This is a genomic window from Streptomyces globosus (assembly GCF_003325375.1).
GTDB classification, from domain to species: domain Bacteria; phylum Actinomycetota; class Actinomycetes; order Streptomycetales; family Streptomycetaceae; genus Streptomyces; species Streptomyces globosus_A.
The window spans coordinates 2,277,032-2,297,683 of sequence record NZ_CP030862.1 but is presented as its reverse complement, the minus strand read 5'-3'; the positions used below and the strand labels follow the sequence as shown (position 1 = coordinate 2,297,683).

The following is a 20,652-nucleotide window of genomic DNA, read 5'->3' as shown; positions in this document are numbered from 1 at the left end:
GCCGGGGCGCGGCTGGACTCGTTCCTTCGGACGGCGCACACCGACCTGGCCGGCGCCGCCGTCTTCGGCTGCCTGCTGCACCTGGCCGGGCTGCGCGACGGGGCGCGGTTCTGGTGGCAGTACGCGGCCGGCTCCGGGCGGGCGGGGACGGCGCCCGCCGCGTACTGCCTCTTCCTCGACCACTCCCGGCGCGGCGAGCATCACGACGCCGCGGTGTGGGCGCGCGAGCTGGACCGGCGCGGCTTCCGGCCGGGCGGCCGCCGGGACCTCCGCGAGGTCACGCTGTGCGCGCAGGCGGCCGTGCTGCGCCTCGTCGACCAGCTCGACGACCCCGACCTGGGGCCCGTGCCGCTGCCGCGGCCGGGGCTGCCGGGTGTCCTGGAGGTGTTCCGGGCGCCGGACCCGGCGGCGGGCGGAGCGGCCGAGGCGGAGCCCGGCGGCGGGGGCGGGAGCGGGGGCGAGGCCGGCCGGACCGCGGACGGCGGCCGCGCGGAGGTCCCCGCCGGGATCGGCCCCGTCGCGGCGGCGGCCTCGTCCGGACCGGGCCCCGGAGGCGGCGGTACGGGGACGGCCACAGGTACGGCCACAGGTACGGGTACGGGTACGGCCACGGGCGAGGCGCTCGCCGAGGCACGGCGCGCGCTGGCAGTCGTACGGGTCCTGGAGAAGCACCCCCTGGGCGTACGGGCCTCCCAGCTCGCGCGGGAAGCCGCCCTCGCCGAGCCGGAGCTGGCGCCGCTGCTGGCCATGCTGTGCGAGGAGGAGTACGCGTACCGGCCGGGCGCTGGCGTGTACGCGCGGGGGCCCGCCCTGGACCGGCTCGCCGCGCCCGGCGCGGGGGGCCTGGCAGGGCAGCTCCAGCGCACGCTGTCCCTGGCGCGGGACAGCGCCGGGGCGGCCGTCTACCTGAGCCGGTACACCGACGGCGAAGTCAGGATCACCCAGATGGCCGACGGGCCGGCCGCGCCGCCGGTGCGGGAGTGGGTGGACTTCACGGCGGCCGCGCACGCCAGCGCCGTCGGCAAGTGCCTGCTGACGCAGCTGGACCCGGACGGGCGGCGCGACCACGTCGCCCGGCACCGGCCGGCCCGCCTCACCCCGCGGACGATCACCGACAGCCGGGCGCTGTTCTCCGCGCTCGACGCGGTCGCGCCCGGGGCGCCCGTGTTCGACCTGCGGGAGTACTCGCCCGGGGTCGTGTGCTCGGCCGTCCCCATCGCGGCCGGCGCCGCCGCAGGGAGCCTCGCGCTGTCGCTGCCCGCAACGCACGCCCACCGGCTGCACGAGGCCACGGCGGCCCTGCGCCGCAAGGCCGTACCGGTCCTGCTGGCCCTGCTGCTCTCCGGCGCCATCCCGCCGGACGCGCCGGCGGACGGAGCAGGTGCGGGACGGTCCGGGCCGCCGGGGGACGCCGGCCGCGCTTCCGGGCGTACGGAGCGCCCCGGGCGGGGCTCCAGTCCGGCGGCCGCGGCCGCGGCGCCCCAGCCGACCCGGGTCACTGCGGAAACGCTGCGGCACCTGCGCAGCCTCTTCCGCACGCCGCTGGTCGGGGCCGCCGCGGCCACGGCCGCCGGACCGCATCTGGTCAGCGATCCGGCAGCGGAGGCGGCGTACCTGTTCGAAGCCGGCCCGGACGGCGGCCCGCCCCGCCTGGCCCTCCCCCGCACGTTCGCACCGCTGACCCCGCGCTGCCTGCGTACGCGGGACGGGCTGGTGGTGCTGGGCACGTGACGCAGGGCCGCGGACCGGGCCGCTGACCGGCGGGACGTGTCCGCCGTCCCGGCGCGTACGTCGACCCGGGCGGCTCAGCCGGTCCGCGTCAGCCGGTCCGCGCCGGAGAGTACCGCCGCGGCCAGTGCCTCCGCGGCCGCCGAGACGCGCGGGCCGCGGAGCAGGGCGAACTCCACCGGCCCCAGGTCCGGCAGTCCGGGTACGCGGGCGAGGCCCGGCGGGACCAGCCCGCGGGTGTGCGCCATCACTCCCAGCCCTGCGCGCGCCGCGGCGACCAGGCCGCTCAGGCTGCCGCTCGTACAGGCGATGCGCCAGGCCCGGCCGTCCCGCTCCAGCACCTCCAGCGCCCGCGCCCTGGTGATCCCCGGCGGCGGGAACACGATCAGCGGTACGGGCCGGTCCGGATCGACGCGGAGCCCCTCTGCGCCGATCCACACCATCCGGTCCCGCCACACCAGGCGGCCCCGCTCGTCCTCCGGCCCGCGCCGCTTCGCCAGGACGAGGTCCAGCCGGCCCGCGTCCAGCCGTTCGTGCAGCGTCCCCGACAGCTCCACCGACAGCTCCAGGTCGACCTCGGGGTGCTGGTGCCGGAACGCCTCCAGGATCTCCGGCAGACGGGTCAGGACGAAGTCCTCCGACGCCCCGAACCGCAGCCGGCCCCGCAGCCGGGTGCCGGTGAACCAGGCCGCCGCCCGCTCGTGCGCCTCCAGGATGGTCCGGGCGAAGCCGAGCATCGCCTCGCCGTCCTCCGTCAGCTCCACGCGGTGCGTGTCCCGCAGGAACAGCGGCCGGCCCGTCGCCTCCTCCAGCCGCCGCACGTGCTGGCTGACCGTGGACTGGCGCACCCCGAGGCGGCCGGCCGCCTGCGTGAAGCTCAGCGTCTGGGCGACCGTGAGGAACGTGCGCAGCTGCGCCGGGTCGTACATGGCGCCCATCGTCCCACGGCCATCATGCAGCGCGATGGCAGTCAGTGCGGTGTACGGGTTTCCCGATGAGCGGAGCAGGCCGACGATGTGGAGGGAGCGCGGCCGCGACCGGCCCGCCCGCCTCCGGCCCGCCCGCCGCCCCGTCGACCGCAAGTGAGCCCCGCCCATGCCCCGCCGCCTCCGACTGCCCGCCCGGCTGCCGCTGGATCCGTACGTACTGGCCCTGCTCGGCACCGTCGCCCTGGCCTCCCTGCTCCCTGCCCGCGGGACGGCCGCGACCCTCGCCGAGGGTGCGGCCGCCGTCGCCGTCGCGCTGCTGTTCTTCCTCTACGGGGCGCGGCTGTCCACCCGTGAGGCGCTGGACGGGCTGCGCCACTGGCGGCTCCACCTGACGGTGCTGGCCTGCACGTTCGTGCTGTTCCCGGTGCTGGGGCTGGCCGCCCGCGGGCTGGTGCCGTGGGTGCTGACGCCGCCGCTGTACGGGGGGCTGCTGTTCCTGTGCGCGGTGCCGTCCACCATCCAGTCGTCGATCGCGTTCACGTCGATCGCCCGTGGGAACGTGCCCGCGGCGATCTGCGCGGGCTCCTTCTCCAGCCTCGCCGGGATGGTCCTCACGCCCCTGCTGGCCGCCGTGCTGGTCGGGAGTGCCGCAGGCGGGTTCTCGGCGGACGCGCTGGGTCGGATCGCGCTCCAGCTGCTGGTGCCGTTCCTGCTCGGGCAGGCCCTGCGCCCGCGGATCGGCGGCTTCACCACCCGGCACCGGGCGGCGCTGGGGCTCGTGGACCGCGGATCGATACTGCTGGTGGTGTACGCGGCGTTCAGCGCGGGCGTCGCCGCCGGGATCTGGCACCGCGTCGGGGTGCTGCGGCTGGGGGCGCTGCTCGCGGTGGAGGCGGTACTGCTGGCCGTGATGCTGCTGGTGACCTGGTACGGGGCGAAGCGGCTCGGGTTCGGGCGGGCGGACCGGATCGCGATCCAGTTCGCCGGGTCGAAGAAGAGCCTGGCGGCGGGGCTGCCGATGGCGAGCGTGCTGTTCGGGGCGCAGGCAAGCCTGGCGGTGCTGCCGCTGATGCTGTTCCACCAGATGCAGCTGATGGTGTGCGCCGTGCTGGCGCGCCGCCGCGCCCGGGCCCCGGAGGAGGCGGCGGAGGCCGGGGCGGTCGTCGCGGCGGCGGGTGTGCGCCCGTGACGGCTCCGCCGGGGGTGTGGCGCAGGTCTCCCCCGGCTGCCGACGCCCTTGCAAGCGGGGCCCGTTAACGTTCGGTGGTGACCTGGATACGCCCGCTCGGTGCCCGCGCCGAACGCCCCTGCACGCTCGTCGTCTGCCGCGGCTGCTGCTGCGGGGACCCCCGCAAGAACCCGGGGACCGACCACGCCGGCCAGCTGGCCCGGCTCCAGGAGGCGGCCGCCGCCTCCGGCGGGCGTGTCGCCGTACGGACGAGCGACTGCCTGGGCCCGTGCGCGCAGGCCAACGTGGTCGTGGTGCAGCCGGCGACGGAGGCGCGGCGGCGGGGCGCCCGCGCGGCCTGGTTCGGGTGGGCGCTGGACGACACGGCGACGGACGAGGTCATCGCCTGGGCGCAGGCGGGCGGCCCGGGCGTGGCCCCGCTGCCGGCGACACTGGACCTGCACCGCATCGAGCCGCCGGAGCCGAAGACGCCGGACGCCGGCCGGTCCGGCGCCCCGAAGGCCAGGGGCGGCAGGGCGCGGCGGGGCCGCTAGGGGCGTTGCGAAACCCCCTGGCCGACCGGGGCGGGGAACTCGATCCGCTCCTCGCCCGCGTAGATGTTCATGTCCCCGCCGCGCAGGAAGCCGATCAGGGTGAGCCCCGCCTCCTGGGCGAGGTCGACGGCCAGGGAGGACGGCGCCGAGACGGCCGCGAGGACGGGGATGCCGGCCATGACGGCCTTCTGGGCGAGTTCGAAGGAGGCCCGGCCGGAGACGAGCAGCACCGACCCGGCCAGCGGGAGCCGCCCGGCCTGCACGGCCCGGCCGATGATCTTGTCGACGGCGTTGTGGCGGCCGACGTCCTCGCGGACGTCGAGCAGCTCGCCGCCTGCCGAGAACAGGCCGGCCGCATGGAGCCCGCCGGTGCGGTCGAAGACCTTCTGGGCGGCGCGCAGACGGTCGGGCAGCTCGCCGACGAGGCCGACGGGGAGGCGTACGGGGTCGGCGGCGGGAGGGAAGCGGGTCGCGGTGCGGACGGCGTCGAGGCTGGCCTTGCCGCACAGGCCGCAGGAGGACGTCGTGTACACGTTCCGTTCGAGCGTGATGTCCGGCAGGGCGACGCCCGGGGCGAGCTGCACGTTGACGACGTTGTAGGTGTTGGAGCCGTCCTCGGCGGCGCCTTCGCAGTACGTGACGGCGCGTACGTCGTCGGCGGAGCCCACGACGCCTTCGCTGACGAGGAAGCCGACGGCGAGGGCGAAGTCGTCGCCGGGGGTGCGCATGGTGATCGCCAGCGGCTTGCCGCCGAGGCGGATCTCCAGCGGCTCCTCCGCGACGAGCGTGTCGGGGCGCGTTCCGGCGACGCCGCCCCGGACCCTGACGACGCGGCGGCGCTCGGTGACCCGTCCCATGGTGTTCAGCCCGCCCGTCCTCGCCCGCGTCCGTGTACTGCGTCGTACACCTGTCGGGCCCATTGTCCCGGATCGGGCGGAGGCTGTGGAATCTCCAAATTCCCGGGCGGTAATCCTGTCGGAACCCTCGCACCCGTACCGACCGGTAGCCGGTCAAGCTGGGTGATCCTGACTGCCGTACGAGGGGGATTCGCGCCCATGACCGGTTCACGCGTGGTGGCGCTGGGGCACTACCAGCCTGCCGGAGTGCTCACCAACGAGGACCTGGCGGCCATGGTCGACACCAACGACGAGTGGATCCGCTCGCGCGTCGGCATCAAGACCCGGCACATAGCGGGAGACGACGAGCCGGTGGACGAGCTGGCCTTCCAGGCGGCAGGCAAGGCCCTCGCGGGCGCGGGCCTCGCCCCGGACGACGTCGACCTCGTCCTGGTGGCCACCTCGACGGCGATCGACCGCTCCCCGAACACGGCCGCGCGCGTCGCGGCCAAGCTGGGCATGGGCGGCGGGCCCGCGGTGATGGACCTCAACGTGGTCTGCTCGGGCTTCACGCACGCGCTGGCGGCGGCGGACCACGCGATCCGCGCCGGGTCCGCGAGGCGCGCGCTGGTGATCGGCGCCGACAAGATGACCGCGATCACGGACTGGACCGACCGCACCACCTGCGTCCTGACGGGCGACGGGGCGGGCGCGGCCGTCGTCGAGGCGAGCCCGGAGCCGGGCATCGGGCCGGTCCTGTGGGGTTCCGTCCCGGAGATGGGGCACGCGGTCCGCATCGAGGGCACTCCCCCGGTCTTCGCCCAGGAGGGCCAGGCCGTGTACCGCTGGACGACGGGCCGGCTGCCCGCGCTGGCCCGCGAGGTGTGCGAGAAGTCGGGGATCACCCCGGAGGAGCTGGCGGGCGTGGTGCTGCACCAGGCCAACCTGCGGATCATCGAGCCGCTGGCCCGGAAGATCGGCGCGGTGAACGCGGTCGTCGCCCGGGACGTCGTCGACTCGGGCAACACCTCCGCGGCCAGCATCCCGATGGCACTGTCGAAGCTGGTGCAGCGCGGCGAGATCCCGTCGGGCGCCCCGGTCCTCCTCTTCGGCTTCGGCGGCAACCTCTCGTACGCGGGCCAGGTCGTCGCCTGCCCGTGACGCCCGGGCATGCCGCCCCGGCCCGGACGGCATGCCCGCAGGTCAGCGAGCACCCAGCCGTCGAAACACCTGGTCGGAACCACGCCGAACTGCTGCTATTGTTGTCCATGTCGCCGCGGGAAACCGGGGCGGTCACCTGGTCCGGGTGGCGGAATGGCAGACGCGCTAGCTTGAGGTGCTAGTGCCCTTTATCGGGCGTGGGGGTTCAAGTCCCCCCTCGGACACCGACAAGAAGACCCCTGTTTCGGCAGGGGTCTTCTTCGTTTTGTGTGCCGGGCGGGGCGGAAGCTCGCCCGCGGCGGGTTCCCGCCATGTGTGGTGGGTTCGCGGCCGGGCCGGTGGGCATGCTCTCCGCCGCTTTGTCGTCGTCCCGTCCCCGCTGTGCCTGCGGGGCTCCCATCGGGGCGGCGGAGGCGGTGTGCGGAGAGGAGCGGGTGTGCGGGAGGTTGTGGTCCCGCCCGTGGTGGTGGAGGCGGCCGTCGGGGGGCTTGCCGACTGCGTGTTCCGCAGCGCCCGGGAGGAGCCGGGCCGGGTGGTCATGGGCCGCAAGCAGGACGGGGTCTGGCGGGACGTGACGGCCGGGGAGTTCGCCGCCGAGGTGCTGGCGCTGGCGCGCGGGCTGGTGGCGCAGGGGGTGGAGTCAGGGGACCGGGTGGCGGTGATGTCCCGGACCCGGTACGAGTGGACGCTGTTCGACTTCGCGCTGTGGGCGGTCGGCGCCCAGCCCGTGCCCGTGTACCCGAGTTCCTCCGCCGAGCAGGTGCAGTGGATCCTGTCCGATTCCGGGTGCACCGCGTGCGTCGTCGAGAACGAGGACCAGGCCATGACCGTCGGGTCGGTCCTCGGGGGGCTGCCGCGGCTGCGGCGGCTGTGGCAGCTCGATGCCGGGGCCCTCGCCGCGCTCGTCGCCGACGGGCGGGTCGTGCCGGAGGACGCGGTGCACCGGCGGCGGGGCGCGGTGGTGCCCGAGGCCGTGGCCACCGTCATCTACACGTCGGGGACGACCGGGCGCCCCAAGGGGTGCGTGCTGACCCACGCGAACTTCATGTTCGAGGCGGACACGCTGGTCCGGCGGTGGGAGCCGGTGTTCCGGACCGGGCCCGGGGAGGTGCCGTCGACGCTGCTGTTCCTGCCGCTCGCGCACGTCTTCGGGCGGGTGGTGGAGGTCGCGGCCGTCCGGGCGGGGGTCAAGCTGGGGCACCAGCCGGAGCTTGCGGCGGCGGAGCTGGTTCCGGAGCTGGCGGCGTTCCGGCCGACGTTCGTGCTGGGTGTGCCGTACGTGTTCGAGAAGGTGTTCGCGGCGGCCCGCCGGGCGGCGGAGGCGGAGAGGCGGGTCGGTGTCTTCGACCGGTCCGTCGAGGCGGCCGTGCGGTACGCGGAGGCGTGCGAGCTGCAGGCGTTCGGGACGGGGCCGGGGCCGTCGGCGGCGCTGCGCGTGCAGCACCGGCTGTACGAGCGGCTGGTGTACGGGCGGGTCCGCGCGGCGGTGGGCGGCCGTGTCCGGTACGCGATGTCGGGCGGGTCGGCGATGTCGCGGCGGCTCGGGCTGTTCTTCCAGGGCGCCGGGATCACCGTGTTCGAGGGGTACGGGCTGACCGAGTCGTGCGCGGCGGCCACCGCCAACCAGCCGGGCGCGACGAAGTACGGCACGGTGGGCCGGCCGATCCCGGGCGGGGCGGTGCACATCGCCGAGGACGGGGAGGTGTGGCTGCACGGGCGGCACGTGTTCTCCGGCTACCTGGGCGACGCCCGGGCCACGCGGGCGGTGCTGCGCGGCGGCTGGCTCGCGACCGGCGACATCGGGCGGCTGGACGAGGACGGCTACCTGGTGATCACCGGGCGGAAGAAGGAGATCCTCGTGACCTCCAACGGCAAGAGCGTCGCGCCTGCCGCGCTGGAGGAGCGGGTGCGCTCGCATCCGCTGGTCGCGCAGTGCGTGCTGGTCGGCAACGACCGGCCGTACGTGGCCGCGCTGATCACCCTGGACGAGGAGGGGGTGGCGCACTGGCTGTCGATGCGGAGCCGCCCGCAGCTGCGGGCGGCCGAGCTGGTGCACGACGAGGACCTGGCGGCGGAGGTGCGGCGGGCCGTGGTGGCGGCGAACACACTGGTGTCGCAGGCCGAGGCGATCCGGGCGTTCCGGGTGCTGCCCGAGCAGTTCACGCCGGAGCGGGGGCTGCTGACGCCGTCGCTGAAGCTGCGGCGGCGGGCGATCGAGACGGCGTACGCGCGGGAGGTCGCGGCCCTGTACCGGCCGTGACCCGCGCCTGGACCGCGGTCCGGGCGCGGCCGTACGGGTGGATCCGGGCCCGTCCGGGTCGCAGGCGGGCCGCTGCAGGGAGGGGCGGGCGCGGCGGCGGGAATACGTCGGGGCGGGCGGCCGTACGGGCGCCCCCGGGCCGGGGCGTGCCCGTACGGCTCCGGTGCGGTCCCCGCCACCCCGAGGAACGGCAGCGTGAACGACATCCCCGCGATCACCCTCAACAACGGCGTCCCCATGCCCCGGCTGGGCTACGGCGTCTGGCAGGTGCCCGACGACGAGGCCGAGCGCGCCGTGCGGACGGCGCTGGAGGCGGGCTACCGCAGCATCGACACGGCGGCCGCGTACGACAACGAGACGGGCACCGGGAAGGGGCTGGCGGCGGCCGGGGTGCCGCGCGAGGAGGTGTTCGTCACGACGAAGCTGTGGAACGGCCGGCAGCGGACCTGGCGGCGGGCCGAGGTGCTGGAGGCGTTCGGGAGGTCGCTGGACCGGCTGGGCCTCGACCACGTCGACCTGTACCTGATCCACTGGCCGCGTCCGATGCGCGACGACTTCCTGCACATCTGGGAGGCCTTCGAGGAGATCGCGGCGAGCGGGCGGGCGCGGGCCGTCGGGGTGTCGAACTTCCGGCCGGAGGATCTGGCGCGGCTCGGCGAGCGCAGCGCGCTGGTGCCGGCGGTGAACCAGGTCGAGCTGCACCCGCTGTTCCCGCAGGCCGAACTGCGGGACCTGCACGGGCGGCTGGGCATCGCCACGGAGGCGTGGTCGCCGCTGGGGCAGGGCGGTGAGCTGCTGCGGCTGCCCGAGGTGGCGGACGTCGCCGGCCGGTACGGGCGTTCCCCGGCGCAGGTAGTGTTGCGCTGGCACCTCCAGCTGGGGAACGTCGCGATCCCGAAGTCGGTGACGCCGTCGCGGATCAGGGAGAACCTGGACGTGTTCGGCTTCGAGCTGGACGCCGCGGACATGGCGCGGCTGGAGGCGCTCGGCAGTGGGCCGCGGGCCGGGCGTATCGGGCCGGATCCGGCGGTCTTCGACATCTGAGCGGCTTCGGTTTCCGAGCAGCTTCGACATCTGAGCAGGGGGCTCGCTTGTCCGTTCCGGACGGGGTGTACCGGGTGCGCAACGTGGCGAGCGGGCTGCTCCTGCGGCTGGAGGGCGGCACGGCGGTGGGGGTGGGGCCGGAGGGCCCGCCCGCGTCGGCGGCCGCCGTGCAGTGGCGGCTGTCGCCGGTGCACAGCGGCGGCGGCATCGTCCATGTGGTGAGCGTGCACAACGGCAGGCGGCTGGACGTGGCGAACGCGTCGACGGAGAGCGGCGCGCGGGTGCAGGTGTGGCGGCCGAACGAGTTCGGTGCGCAGGAGTGGATCGTCGAGGAGCACCTCGACGATCCGGGGGTGGTGTCGCTGGTGGCGTGCATCAGCGGGCTGTCGCTGGAGGCGGACGGGGAGGGCCGCGCCCGGCAGGGCGAGGACACCGACTCGCCCGCGCAGTGGTGGCGGCTGGAGCCGGTGGCGTAGCGGGTCCCGGTGGCGGGCCCGGCCGGGCGGCGGCGGTCTGCTGTCAGTGCGCGCCGTGGGCCGGGGCCAGGGCTTCGACGCGCTCGGCGAGTGCGAAGTCGGACTCGGTGACGGCGTCTCCCGCGCTGTGCGTGTTCACCGAGAGGCGGACGGTGTTGTAGCCGAGGGTGAGGTCGGAGTGGTGGTCGAGTTCGTCCTGCACGGCGGCGATGTGCACGACGAGCGCGCCCGCCGCGACGTGTGAGCCGAGCCGGTAGGTGCGGTGGAGGCTGTCGCCCTCGAAGGACCAGCCGGGCAGCTCCCGCAGCCGGTCCTCGATCTCCTTCTGCGAAAGCGGTTCTGCTGCCATCGGCGTGCTCCTTCCCCTGCCGGGTCCAACTCCTGACGAGGGGTCAAGGTTCCCACAGCAGGCGCGGGAAGGAAGGCTCCGCGCCGGTCCGGCGCGCTGGGGTAGCGTCGTGTGCATGGCGACCATGACACGTGCGGGCGGCGGCACCGTCGGGGAGCTGCTGCGCACCTGGCGGCAGCGGCGCGGCATCAGCCAGCTGGAGCTCGCCGGCCGGGCCGACTCCTCGGCGCGGCACATCAGCTTCATCGAGACGGGCCGGTCCGCGCCCAGCCGGGAGATGGTGCTCCGGCTCGCCGACCGCCTCGACGTGCCCGTCCGCGAGCGCAACTCGCTGCTGCTGGCGGCCGGGTACGCGCCGCAGTACGCGCAGACGCCGCTGGCGGACCCCGCGATGGGGACGCTGCGGGAGGGGCTCCAGCGGCTGCTGACCGGGTACGAGCCGTACCCGGCGCTCGTCGTGGACGCGGTGTACGACGTGGTCGCGGCGAACCGCGGTGTCCTGATGCTGCTGGACGGGCTGCCGGAGCACCTCCTGGTGCCGCCGCTGAACGCGATGCGGATCACCCTGCACCCGGAGGGGCTGGCGCCGCGGATCCGCAACCTGCCCGAGTGGCGGGGCCACCTGCTGGCGCAGATGGAGCGGCAGATCGCGCTGTCCCGCTCGCAGGTGCTGCGCGCCCTGTACGAGGAGGTGGCGGCCTATCCCGTGCCGCAGGGGCGGGCCGCCGGCCCGGCGGGGGACGGCGGGGCGGTCCCGTACATCGCGCTGCCGCTGGTGATCGAGCACGACGGGCGGGTGCTGTCCTTCGTGTCGTCCATCGCGACGTTCAACACGCCGATGGACGTGACCGTCGCCGAGCTGGCCATCGAGACGATGCTCCCGGCCGACCCGGCGACGGTGGAGTACCTGCGCTCACTGGCGGTCTGACGCGGCGCAGGCCCGCAGCGCCAGGTGCTGCAGGAGGGCGAAGCCGGCGACGGCGAGCGCCTGCGCCGGGACCCACACCAGCCCGGCGGCGGTGGGGGCGTCCCACAGGAACAGGGAGACGAGGCTGAGCACCGTCCAGGCGCAGTTGGCCTCGATGACGAGGGCGACGGGCCGGGCCGGGGGCCGGCGCCGCGAGGCCGTCCAGGCGACGGCTGCGGCGTAGGCGGTGAGGAGGAAGCCGAGGCCGAACAGCGTGTCCGCGCCGATGCCGAGGAGCCGGCCGAGGGGGGCGCTGAAGGCGGCGTAGGCGAGGCCGTTGGCTCCGGTGACGGCGGCGTCGAGGGCGAGGAAGCGGCGCAGGGCGGTCTGCGGCACCGCGGTACGGGCGACTCCGGCGACCAGGGTTGCGGACACGGCGGATCAACCTCCAGAGGGGGCGGCGGGGTGGACGGGCGCGGAACGGGACGGGCGGCGGGGGCGGCCGGGGCCGCTCCGGGGTGGGCCGGGGCGCTTCCGGCGGGCCGCGCCGTCCGGTGCCCCCACTGTGCCGCCGGGGGGTTGCCGCGGTCGATTACCTCAGGGGTCATGGGAGTCGGCCGGGCTCGGGCCGGGGCGGGGCAGGCCGGGGCCAACGTTCTTTGATGTGGAGCGCAGGAAACGTTGGGTTCTTATCTCCCTCTTGCGGCTCGCGGGCTACGCTGCTTGCAAGCCGATCGACCCTCGAACGTCCTGTCGACACAGGGAGAACCACACGGTGGATGCCGTTTTCCGTCCCGCCCTCGCCGCGACCTGGGAGCGCGTCGCGGTGCTGGCGGAGCAGCGGGGGGCGGATCCGCGCGAGGTGCTCGACGCGGAGCGGCTCGGGCATCTGAGCGGGGTCGAACCGGCCCTGATTCCGGCCGTGTTGGCGGGGGCTGCGCCGGCCGTGCCGTTATGCGTGCGGGTGCACCGGCGGTTCCGGTGGCTGCGGGCCACCCGGCGGGACAGGCAGGGGCGGGAGTGGCCGCTCGCCGCGATCGCCGACGACTTCGACGCCCCCGGGGCGTCCCTGGGCCCGCTGAACGCCGGGACCGGGCTGCCCCGGTTACGGCATGCGGCGGGGGTGCAGCGCTTCTTCGGGGTGTACGCGGGCTTCCTCCTCGCCGACAGCCGGAGCGCGGTGGAGCGGGCCGTCGCGGCCGTGGCGACCTCCACCTGCCCCGGCGCCACCGTGCCCGCCGCTCCGGGGGCGGCCGCGGGCGCCGTGTCCGGGTCGGGCGCCGCCGACGACCTTGACCTCCTCTCCCACCTGACGGGCATGCCGCCGCACGCCGTCGCGCAGACCCTCGAGGGCCGGCCGCCGCGGCTCCCGCTGCCGGAGCAGGTCCACCAGCGCTTCACCCATCTGCGGCGCACCCGCCTGCGGCCCGACGGCCAGCCGCACTCGCTGGACGCGATCGCCCGCTCGTTCGACGCCTCGGGGCAGTCGCTGACCCGCCTCGCCCGCGGCGAGGGGCTGCCGAGCCTGGCCGCGGCCGCCGGCATCCAGCGGTTCTACGGGGTGGACAGCGGCTTCCTCCTCGCGGACGACACCGAGGCGCTGGCGGCCGCGCTCGCCGACATCGAACACGGGCTGCTGGCCTCCGGCGGGGACGCGGCCAACCCGATGCTGGGGGCCCTGCGGGCGCATGACGTCCGCGGCATCGCCGCGCGGGCCGGCCGGCTCTCCGCCGCAGGCCGGCAGTCGCTGCGCGACCACCTGGACGACCTGCTGGCCCGGGAGGGCCGGCTCGGGATCCCGGGCGCACGCGGGGAGGGCCCGGCCCGCACGGTGCGGGGCCGCGAAGACGCTGCCGAGGGGGGAGTGCCATGAGGACGACACGGACCATGCGGAAGCTCGGCGCGGATCTGCTGGCGGGCGTGCGCCTGGCCCCGCCGGCCGACGCCGCCGCGATCATCGGGAGCCTGTGCGCGGCGTACGGGCGCAGGCGCGGCGGCCGGCCGGTGAACTTCCGGTTCGCCGGGTTCCCGCCGGACACCGCCAGCGGGCTGTGGCTGGAGATGGCGGATCGCGACCTGCTCGTCATCGAGGAGCGGACCCGGCCGGAGCACCAGCTCGTCATCGCCTGCCACGAGCTGTGGCACCTGGAGGAGGGCACCTGTGACAGCCACGGCCCGGGCATGGCGGTCGCCGCCCGGATCGCGGGCCGCCACGGAGACCTGGCGGAACTGCTGAACTCGCAGGCAGGGCTGGGGAGCGTCGTACGGCAGGCGGCCGCCCGGGCGGACCGGCAGGACCCGGCGGAGATCCGGGCCGAGACGTTCGGACTGCACCTCGGGAAGATCCTCAAGGGTTTCCTGGAGCCGCCTCGGCAGGCGCAGTGCGAGCAGATCGAGCGGATCGGCACGGCCCTGGGATGGGCGCGGTGAGGCAAGGCACGGAGAGGCAGGGCACGGAGAGGCAGGGCACGACGGGGCACGCCGCGGCAGGCCGCACGCTGCGGGCGCCGCGCCCCGCACCGCCCTCCCGGCCGACGCCCCCGCCGACGCCGCCGACGCCGCCGACGTTCCTCGCGCGCCGCTGACCGCCTGCGGCCCTGACAGAGAGCAGCACCCACACATGACCGCTTACCCCCAGCCCCGTCACGCCGTCGTCATCGGCGGCAGCATGGCCGGGCTCCTCGCCGCGGCCGTGCTCGCCGAGCACGCGACGGTCACGATCGTCGATGCCGACGTGCTGCCCGACGGCCCCGTGCCGCGGCGCGGGCTCCCGCAGGCCCGGCACGTGCACGTCCTGTGGTCGGGCGGGGCTCGGGCCATCGAGAAGATCCTGCCGGGGATCACACAGGAGTGGATCGCCGCGGGCGCGATGCGCCGCAGCCTGCCCGTCGAGCTGGTCACCATGACGGCGCAGGGCTGGATCCCGCGGTGCCGGGAGAAGCAGTTCACCATCTCGTGCAGCCGGGACCTCCTCGACGCGGTCGTCCGGGCCCGGGTGAGGGGCCTGCGCGGGGTGACCGTCCTCCAGCGGAGCCGGGTGCGGGCCCTGGAGGGGACGGCGGCCCGGATCACCGGCGTCCGCGTCGACACCCCGGAGGAGAAGGGGCGGCTGGTCACCGCCGACCTCGTGGTCGACGCGAGCGGGCGCGGCTCGCGCTCCCGGATCTGGCTGCGGGAGCTCGGCGCGGGCGGGATCCGGCAGGCTGAAGTGGACTCCGGGCTGGTGTACGCGACGCGGCTGTTCGAGGCACCGCCGGGGGCACACGAGTCGGGCTTCCCCATCGTCAACGTGCAGTCCGATCCGCGGGTTCCCGTCCCGGGCCGGACCGCGACGATCGTGCCGATCGAGAACGGGCAGTGGCAGGCGACGCTGTCCGGCACCCGCGGCGGGCAGCCGACCGGGGATCCGGAGCTGTTCGTCCCGTTCGCCAAGAGCGTCCGCGATCCCATCGTCGGCGAGCTCCTCGAAAAGCGCCGACCGCTCACGGACGTCGCCGTCACGCAGGGCACCGCGAACCGCCGCGTCTACTTCGAGAAGGCCGACCTGCCCGACGGGTTCTTCGCGGTCGGGGACTCCGTGGCCACCTTCAACCCGCTGTACGGGCAGGGCATGACGGTCGCCGCCCGGGGACTGCTCGCGGTGCGGGCGCTGCTGCGGGCCAAGGGGCTCGCCCACCCGTCCATCGGCCGGGAGGCGCAGCGGGCGCTGGCCCCGCAGGTGGCCACCGCCTGGGAGCTGGCCACGTCGCAGGACATCCTGTACCCGGGGGCGACGGGGATGCGGCCGCGGACCGGGACCGGTCTGCTGAACGCCTACGTCAGCCGGCTGATGACGGGGGCGACCACGCGGGAGGCGCTGACGGCGGCGTTCCTCCAGGTCATCACAATGAGCAGTCCGCCCACGCACTGGCTGGGCCCGTCGGTGGTGTGGCACGTGCTGCGCGCCTCCGACCGGGGTGCGCTGAAGGCCGCGCCGCTGACGGCCGCCGAACGGGCCGTCGCCGGGCTGGACGCGGACCCCGTACGGGCCGCCGTTGCGGCCGCGGAGCCGGCCGGCCCCCCGCCGTCGCCGCCCGCGGACCCCGCCGGCTCCCCCGACCCCGCCGACCCCGTGGACCCGGTCGATCCGGTGGGCCGTGCCGGCCGGGCCCGATGACGGACGGGCTCATCCTCTACGTGCCGGGGTCGGTGCTGATCCTGGCCCTGCTGATCAAGGCGCCGACGCTGCGGCGCGGCTGGGACCAGCCGCTGATGCGCGCGGTGTGCGCGGTGCTGTTCGCCGGCTGCCTCGTGATGTTCCTGGCGGCTCCCCCGACCATCGCGGCGGTCAACCGGCTCACCGGGATCACCAACTTCTCGGCGCCCCTGGTGTACGGGGCGCTGACGGCGTTCTCCGGGTCGTGCGTCGTGCTGGTGCTGCACTGGAGCGGCGGCCCGCCGGCAGCAGTGCGGCGGGCCACCCGGCTGACGGTCGCCGTGTTCGGCGCGGTCACGCTGCTGATCGTGCTGCTGTTCGTCAGGGGCGAGGCGCCCGTGGAGCGGCTGCGGGACCTCGACACGTACTACGCGAACACGCCGTGGGTGCGCGAGATGATCGTCTGCTACCTGCTGGCGCACACGGCGGCCAGCTCGGTGATGACGGTGCTGTGCTGGAAGTGGCTGCGGCGGGTGGGCCCCTCGCTGCGCCGGCTGCGCCCGCTGCGGACCGGCCTGGCGCTGATCGTGCTGGGCGGGGTCCTCGACCTGTGCTACCTGGTCTCCAAGTGGGCGGCGGTCGGTGCACGCTGGGCGGGCCGCGACTGGGACGCGCTGTCGACGTACGTGGCCCCGCCGTTCGCGGCGGCGGCGGCGCTGATGGTGGGCTCCGGTTTCATCGTGCCGCTGGTCGGCGGATCGCCCGCCTGGCGGGACTACAGCCGCTACCGGACGCTGCGCCCCCTGTGGAAGGAACTGCGCGGGTTCGCCTCGCCGAGCGTGATGACGGTGCCGCTGACCTGGTGGTCCCCGATCGGGATCCGGCTGATCCACCGCGAGTCGGTGATCGACGACGGGATCCTGGCGCTGGGGTGCTGGTTCGACCCCGGGGTGCGGCTGGCGGCGTACGAGGCGGCGCGCGCCGAGGGGATCGGGGAGCCGCAGGCGTCGGTCGTGGCGGACGCGGCGATGCTCGCGGCGGCCGTGCGCAGGCGGGCCGCCGCCGACCTGGCGGGCTGCGTCGGGGAGCACCGGGAGCCGGCCGACCGGGGGCCCGACGACCCGCACCGGCTGGATTCGCGGCCGCTGGCGGAGCTGGCCCGGGAGTTCAGCTCCTCGCCGATCGTGGCTGCGGTGCGGCGCGCCCCGGCGGAGCCGGAGCCCGCTCCGCGGCCGTGGGAAGGCCGGAACGCCCCGGGGTGAGGGATCCGGGGCGTTCCGGCGGTACGGGGGTGCGGGCGCGGCGGCCGACCCGCGGGCGGTCAGAGGTCCGTGAGGGAGAGGCCGGCCTGGGCGGCGGCGGCCTGCACGGTCTGCTCCAGCAGGACGGCGATGGTCATCGGGCCGACGCCGCCGGGGACCGGGGTGATCAGGGAGGCGCGGGCGGCTGCGGACTCGAAGTGGACGTCGCCGACGTTGCCCTCGTTGTAGCCGGCGTCCAGGACGACGGCGCCGGGCTTGATGTCCTCGCCGCGGATGAACTCGGCCTTGCCGACGGCGGCGACCAGGACGTCGGCCTGCCGGACGATCGAGGACAGGTCCTTGGTGCGGGAGTGGCAGTAGGTGACGGTGGCGTTCTGCTCCAGCAGCAGCATGCCGGCGGGCTTGCCGAGGATGGCGCTGCGGCCGACGACGACGGCGTGCCTGCCGGTCAGGTCGACGTCGTACTCGGCGAGCAGGCGCATGATCCCGCCGGGGGTGCAGGAGACGAAGCCGGGCAGGCCGAAGCCCATGGCGGCGAAGGAGTGCATGGTGACGCCGTCGACGTCCTTGCCGGGGGCGATGGCCTCGAAGGCGGCCCGCTCGTCGATGTGGTGCGGCACCGGGTGCTGGAGCAGGATGCCGCTGATCTCCGGGTCCTCGGAGAGGGCGGTGATGGTGGCGACGAGCTCCTCGGTCGTCGTCTGTGCGGGCAGCGCCACGTGCCGGGAGGTGATGCCGGCCTTGGCGCAGCGGTTCTGCTTCATCCGGACGTAGGTGACGGAGGCGGGATCCTCGCCGACCAGCACGGTCGCCAGGCAGGGGGCGGTTCCGGTGCGCCGGGCGAGGTTCGCGGCGTGCAGGGCGGTCTGCTCGGAGATGCGGCGGGCGAGGGCGGTGCCGTCCATGAGCCGGGCGGTCTGGGCAGTCGTCATAGGGGTCTCCTGGGCGTCGCTGCGGAATCGCGGTTCGCCCAGGCGCGCGGCAGTCGGCGTACGCGGGGGTACGCCGGGCGTACGGTCGTACGCCGGGCCGCTCCCCGGTGGTGATCCACCCGAACGCCAGTCACGGCCCGCGACCACTGTAGTCGAACACGGCGGGCGGAATATCGGTGGATGGCCCGCTCCCCGCCTGGGACGATATGGATCATGACGCGAACTTTCGACCATCTGGTGGCGGAGGCGGAGACCGTCTCGGTGGACGGGTGGGACTTCTCCTGGCTGGACGGGCGGGCCACTGAGCAGCGCCCCTCCTGGGGCTACCAGCGCATGCTGGGCGAGCGCCTGGCCCGGGTGCGGTCGGTGCTGGACGTCCAGACCGGCGGCGGGGAGGTCCTCGCCGGGGCCGGGCCGCTGCCGCCGCTGGCGGCCGCGACGGAGTCCTGGCCGCCGAACGTCGACCGGGCCACGCGGCTGCTGCACCCGCTGGGCGCGGTCGTCGTCGCCGATCCCGACGAGCCGCCGCTGCCGTTCGGCGACGGGGCGTTCGAGCTGGTGTGCAGCCGGCACCCGGTGACGGTCTGGTGGGACGAGATCGCGCGGGTGCTGGCCCCGGGCGGCACGTACTTCTCGCAGCAGGTCGGGCCGGCGAGCGTCTTCGAGCTGGTCGAGTTCTTCCTCGGCCCGCAGCCGGATGGGGTCCGGCGGCGCCGGCACCCCGACGACGCCGTCGCCGAGGCCTCGAGGGCGGGGCTGGAGGTGGTGGACCTGCGCTCGGAGCGGCTGCGGACCGAGTTCCACGACATCGGCGCGGTGATCTATTTCCTGCGGAAGGTGGTGTGGATGGTTCCGGGATTCACCGTGGGGCACTACCGTGAGCGGCTGCAGGAGCTCCACGAACGCATCGAGCACGAGGGTCCGTTCGTCGCGCACACCTCCCGTTTCCTCATCGAGGCCCGCAGGGCGGGCTGAGGGGCCGGTGGGGCGGCCGGCGGCGGCGCGGGGGCGCGGACGGTTTTCGGGCCGAAAGGTTGCCCGCACACAGCGTGGCGCAGGTCACTCAATTCAGCGCGTAACGAATCGACTCGGGCCCGCGATGAACCGACAGGTGTCCTCGCGCGGCCCGGAATACAGACCCCTCTCGGGTCTGTTTCCCGATCCGCGCGATGATGTCCCGCCCACTTCCTGTCTGTTCGCAACGAGAGGCTCCTTGTGTCGCTCAGCCCGTCCCGTACGTTCCCTCCGGAGATCGCCGAATCGGAGGCCCTGGTCGCTCTCGTCGAGCGCGGCCGCGAGCAGGGTCACATCAACGGTGACGACGTGCGCCAGGCCTTCGAGGCCGGCCGCATCCCGGTGGACCAGTGGAAGCGGGTCCTGCGCAGCCTGAACCAGGTCCTGGACGAGGAGGGTGTCGCCCTCCACGTCAGCGCGGCCCCCGCCACGAAGGCTGCCGCGAAGAAGCCCCGCAAGGCTGCCTCCGCCCCCGCCCGGACCGTGACGAAGAAGGCCGTCGCCGCGCCGCGGCCGATCGGCGCGCGGAGCAAGGCCGCGACCGCCGCGGCCGCGGCCGCCGCCGCGACGACGGCGGCTGCGGCTGCCGCCCCGGCGGCGGCTATATCCGCTTCTCCGGCCACCGCTGCCGAGGCCCCGGAGGCCGCTGCCGCCGCCGAGCCGAAGAAGCGGACGGTCAAGAAGGCCGCCGCGAAGAAGACGGCCGCCAAGAAGACCGCGGCGAAGAAGACCACCGCGAAGGACGCCGACGACGCCGAGAACCCGTCCGTCGAGGGCGAGGACTGGGCGACCGAGGACCTCGTCGACGAGGTCGAGGAGGAGGCCCCGGCGGGCGCCGTCCAGGGCTTCGTGCTGTCCGACGAGGACGAGGACGACGCTCCGGCGCAGACGGTGATGGTGGCCGGTGCCACCGCCGACCCGGTCAAGGACTACCTGAAGCTGATCGGCAAGGTGCCGCTGCTCAACGCCGAGCAGGAGGTCGAGCTGGCCAAGCGGATCGAGGCCGGCCTGTTCTCCGAGTACAAGCTCGAAGAGGAGGAGGACCTCAAGCCCGCGTACCGGCGCGAGCTGGAGATCCTCGTCGAGGACGGCCGCCGGGCGAAGAACCACCTGCTGGAGGCCAACCTCCGCCTCGTGGTCTCCCTGGCGAAGCGGTACACCGGTCGCGGCATGCTGTTCCTGGACCTGATCCAGGAGGGCAACGTCGGCCTGATCCGCGCCGTGGAGAAGTTCGACTACACCAAGGGCTTCAAGTTCTCCACGTACGCGACGTGGTGGATCCGGCAGGCGATCACCCGCGCCATGGCCGACCAGTCGCGCACCATCCGCATCCCGGTCCACATGGTCGAGATCATCAACAAGCTCGCCCGTGTGCAGCGGCAGATGCTGCAGGACCTCGGCCGCGAGCCCACTCCGGAGGAGCTGGGCAAGGAGCTCGACATGACCCCGGAGAAGGTCATCGAGGTCCAGAAGTACGGCCGCGAGCCGATCTCCCTGCACACCCCGCTGGGTGAGGAGGGCGACAGCGAGTTCGGTGACCTGATCGAGGACTCCGAGGCGGTCGTTCCGGCCGACGCGGTGTCGTTCACCTTCCTCCAGGAGCAGCTCCAGTCCATCCTGGGCACGCTGTCCGAGCGCGAGGCGGGTGTCGTGTCCATGCGGTACGGCCTGAACGACGGCCAGCCGAAGACCCTCGACGAGATCGGCCGCGTCTACGGGGTCACCCGTGAGCGCATCCGCCAGATCGAGTCGAAGACCATGTCGAAGCTGCGCCACCCGTCCCGCTCCCAGGTGCTGCGCGACTACCTCGACTAGTCGCGGCGGCCAGGTGCGCCCGCAAGGGCCCGGAAACCCTCTCGGGGGTTTCCGGGCCCTTCGGCGTTCCGGGAGCGGTGCT

Annotated in this window: 19 protein-coding genes, 1 tRNA gene, 1 pseudogene and 1 riboswitch; of the genes and pseudogenes, 16 read left to right on the top strand and 5 right to left on the bottom strand. The window is 74.8% G+C overall.

Going from position 1 to position 20,652, the window contains the following annotated elements; all coding sequences use genetic code 11:
• Positions 1-642 precede the first annotated feature (642 nt).
• Positions 643-1,341, top strand: a pseudogene (locus C0216_RS34065) (IclR family transcriptional regulator domain-containing protein); the annotation flags it as partial.
• Positions 1,342-1,805: 464 nt separating this feature from the next.
• Here the strand turns inward: C0216_RS34065 and C0216_RS10430 are convergent.
• Complete coding sequence (locus C0216_RS10430) at positions 1,806-2,657, bottom strand: LysR family transcriptional regulator (protein WP_114058579.1); 852 nt, start codon at positions 2,655-2,657, stop codon at positions 1,806-1,808.
• 34 nt (positions 2,658-2,691) lie between these two features.
• Between C0216_RS10430 and C0216_RS34960 the strand changes: the two genes are divergently transcribed.
• The 3 genes from C0216_RS34960 (at position 2,692) to C0216_RS10420 (ending at position 4,379) form a co-directional block, all read left to right on the top strand.
• Positions 2,692-2,814, top strand: coding sequence for a hypothetical protein (locus C0216_RS34960; protein WP_281277915.1), 123 nt, complete (start codon positions 2,692-2,694; stop codon positions 2,812-2,814).
• A gap of 9 nt (positions 2,815-2,823) precedes the next feature.
• Positions 2,824-3,846: a bile acid:sodium symporter family protein gene (locus tag C0216_RS10425; RefSeq protein ID WP_114054999.1), complete on the top strand. Its 1,023-nt coding sequence runs from the start codon at positions 2,824-2,826 to the stop codon at positions 3,844-3,846.
• Positions 3,847-3,923: 77 nt separating this feature from the next.
• Entirely contained in the window at positions 3,924-4,379 is a 456-nt protein-coding gene (locus C0216_RS10420; protein ID WP_246042448.1) for a (2Fe-2S) ferredoxin domain-containing protein, read from the top strand.
• Here the strand turns inward: C0216_RS10420 and fdhD are convergent.
• Complete coding sequence (fdhD, locus tag C0216_RS10415; RefSeq protein WP_114054998.1) at positions 4,376-5,236, bottom strand: formate dehydrogenase accessory sulfurtransferase FdhD; 861 nt, start codon at positions 5,234-5,236, stop codon at positions 4,376-4,378. The two genes, C0216_RS10420 and fdhD, sit on opposite strands and share 4 nt — an antisense overlap.
• A 198-nt stretch (positions 5,237-5,434) precedes the next feature.
• Here fdhD and C0216_RS10410 point away from each other — a divergent pair, with 198 nt between their 5' ends.
• The 5 genes from C0216_RS10410 to C0216_RS10390 all read left to right on the top strand — a co-directional run bounded on the left by C0216_RS10410 (position 5,435) and on the right by C0216_RS10390 (position 10,156).
• Positions 5,435-6,376, top strand: a complete 942-nt coding sequence (locus tag C0216_RS10410; protein WP_114054997.1) for a beta-ketoacyl-ACP synthase III — start codon at positions 5,435-5,437, stop codon at positions 6,374-6,376.
• Between the two features lie 139 nt (positions 6,377-6,515).
• Positions 6,516-6,600, top strand: a tRNA-Leu gene (locus C0216_RS10405).
• Between the two features lie 212 nt (positions 6,601-6,812).
• Complete coding sequence (locus tag C0216_RS10400) at positions 6,813-8,636, top strand: AMP-dependent synthetase/ligase (RefSeq protein ID WP_114054996.1); 1,824 nt, start codon at positions 6,813-6,815, stop codon at positions 8,634-8,636.
• A gap of 195 nt (positions 8,637-8,831) precedes the next feature.
• On the top strand, positions 8,832-9,680 hold the full coding sequence (locus C0216_RS10395; protein WP_114054995.1) for an aldo/keto reductase: 849 nt from the start codon (positions 8,832-8,834) through the stop codon (positions 9,678-9,680).
• Between the two features lie 47 nt (positions 9,681-9,727).
• Entirely contained in the window at positions 9,728-10,156 is a 429-nt protein-coding gene (locus C0216_RS10390; RefSeq protein ID WP_114054994.1) for an RICIN domain-containing protein, read from the top strand.
• A gap of 43 nt (positions 10,157-10,199) precedes the next feature.
• Here the strand turns inward: C0216_RS10390 and C0216_RS10385 are convergent, their stop codons facing one another.
• Positions 10,200-10,505 (bottom strand): 4a-hydroxytetrahydrobiopterin dehydratase, encoded by a 306-nt coding sequence (locus C0216_RS10385; RefSeq protein ID WP_114054993.1) that lies wholly within the window; start codon positions 10,503-10,505, stop codon positions 10,200-10,202.
• A gap of 115 nt (positions 10,506-10,620) precedes the next feature.
• Between C0216_RS10385 and C0216_RS10380 the strand changes: the two genes are divergently transcribed.
• On the top strand, positions 10,621-11,433 hold the full coding sequence (locus C0216_RS10380) for a helix-turn-helix domain-containing protein (RefSeq protein ID WP_114058578.1): 813 nt from the start codon (positions 10,621-10,623) through the stop codon (positions 11,431-11,433).
• Here the strand turns inward: C0216_RS10380 and C0216_RS10375 are convergent.
• The gene (locus C0216_RS10375; RefSeq protein ID WP_114054992.1) at positions 11,419-11,847 is read right to left on the bottom strand and encodes a hypothetical protein; all 429 of its coding nucleotides are present in this window, start codon (positions 11,845-11,847) and stop codon (positions 11,419-11,421) included. The genes C0216_RS10380 and C0216_RS10375 overlap by 15 nt on opposite strands.
• A 340-nt stretch (positions 11,848-12,187) precedes the next feature.
• Between C0216_RS10375 and C0216_RS10370 the strand changes: the two genes are divergently transcribed.
• From C0216_RS10370 to C0216_RS10355, 4 genes are all read left to right on the top strand, one after another.
• Positions 12,188-13,285: a hypothetical protein gene (locus tag C0216_RS10370; protein ID WP_114054991.1), complete on the top strand. Its 1,098-nt coding sequence runs from the start codon at positions 12,188-12,190 to the stop codon at positions 13,283-13,285.
• The gene (locus C0216_RS10365) at positions 13,282-13,842 is read left to right on the top strand and encodes a toxin-antitoxin system, toxin component (protein WP_114054990.1); all 561 of its coding nucleotides are present in this window, start codon (positions 13,282-13,284) and stop codon (positions 13,840-13,842) included. Before C0216_RS10370 ends, C0216_RS10365 begins: the two co-directional genes overlap by 4 nt.
• Before the next feature lie 190 nt (positions 13,843-14,032).
• Positions 14,033-15,568, top strand: coding sequence for an NAD(P)/FAD-dependent oxidoreductase (locus C0216_RS10360; protein ID WP_114054989.1), 1,536 nt, complete (start codon positions 14,033-14,035; stop codon positions 15,566-15,568).
• On the top strand, positions 15,565-16,809 hold the full coding sequence (locus C0216_RS10355; protein WP_114054988.1) for an MAB_1171c family putative transporter: 1,245 nt from the start codon (positions 15,565-15,567) through the stop codon (positions 16,807-16,809). Before C0216_RS10360 ends, C0216_RS10355 begins: the two co-directional genes overlap by 4 nt.
• Positions 16,810-16,868: 59 nt before the next feature.
• Here the strand turns inward: C0216_RS10355 and C0216_RS10350 are convergent, their stop codons facing one another.
• Positions 16,869-17,741: a bifunctional 5,10-methylenetetrahydrofolate dehydrogenase/5,10-methenyltetrahydrofolate cyclohydrolase gene (locus C0216_RS10350; protein WP_114054987.1), complete on the bottom strand. Its 873-nt coding sequence runs from the start codon at positions 17,739-17,741 to the stop codon at positions 16,869-16,871.
• Positions 17,742-17,809: 68 nt separating this feature from the next.
• Positions 17,810-17,885, bottom strand: a riboswitch (ZMP/ZTP riboswitch).
• Between the two features lie 69 nt (positions 17,886-17,954).
• On the opposite strand from C0216_RS10350, the gene C0216_RS10345 reads away from it, so the two are divergent.
• Positions 17,955-18,716 (top strand): methyltransferase domain-containing protein, encoded by a 762-nt coding sequence (locus C0216_RS10345; protein ID WP_114054986.1) that lies wholly within the window; start codon positions 17,955-17,957, stop codon positions 18,714-18,716.
• 240 nt (positions 18,717-18,956) lie between these two features.
• Positions 18,957-20,570, top strand: a complete 1,614-nt coding sequence (locus C0216_RS10340) for an RNA polymerase sigma factor (RefSeq protein ID WP_114054985.1) — start codon at positions 18,957-18,959, stop codon at positions 20,568-20,570.
• Positions 20,571-20,652 lie beyond the last annotated feature (82 nt).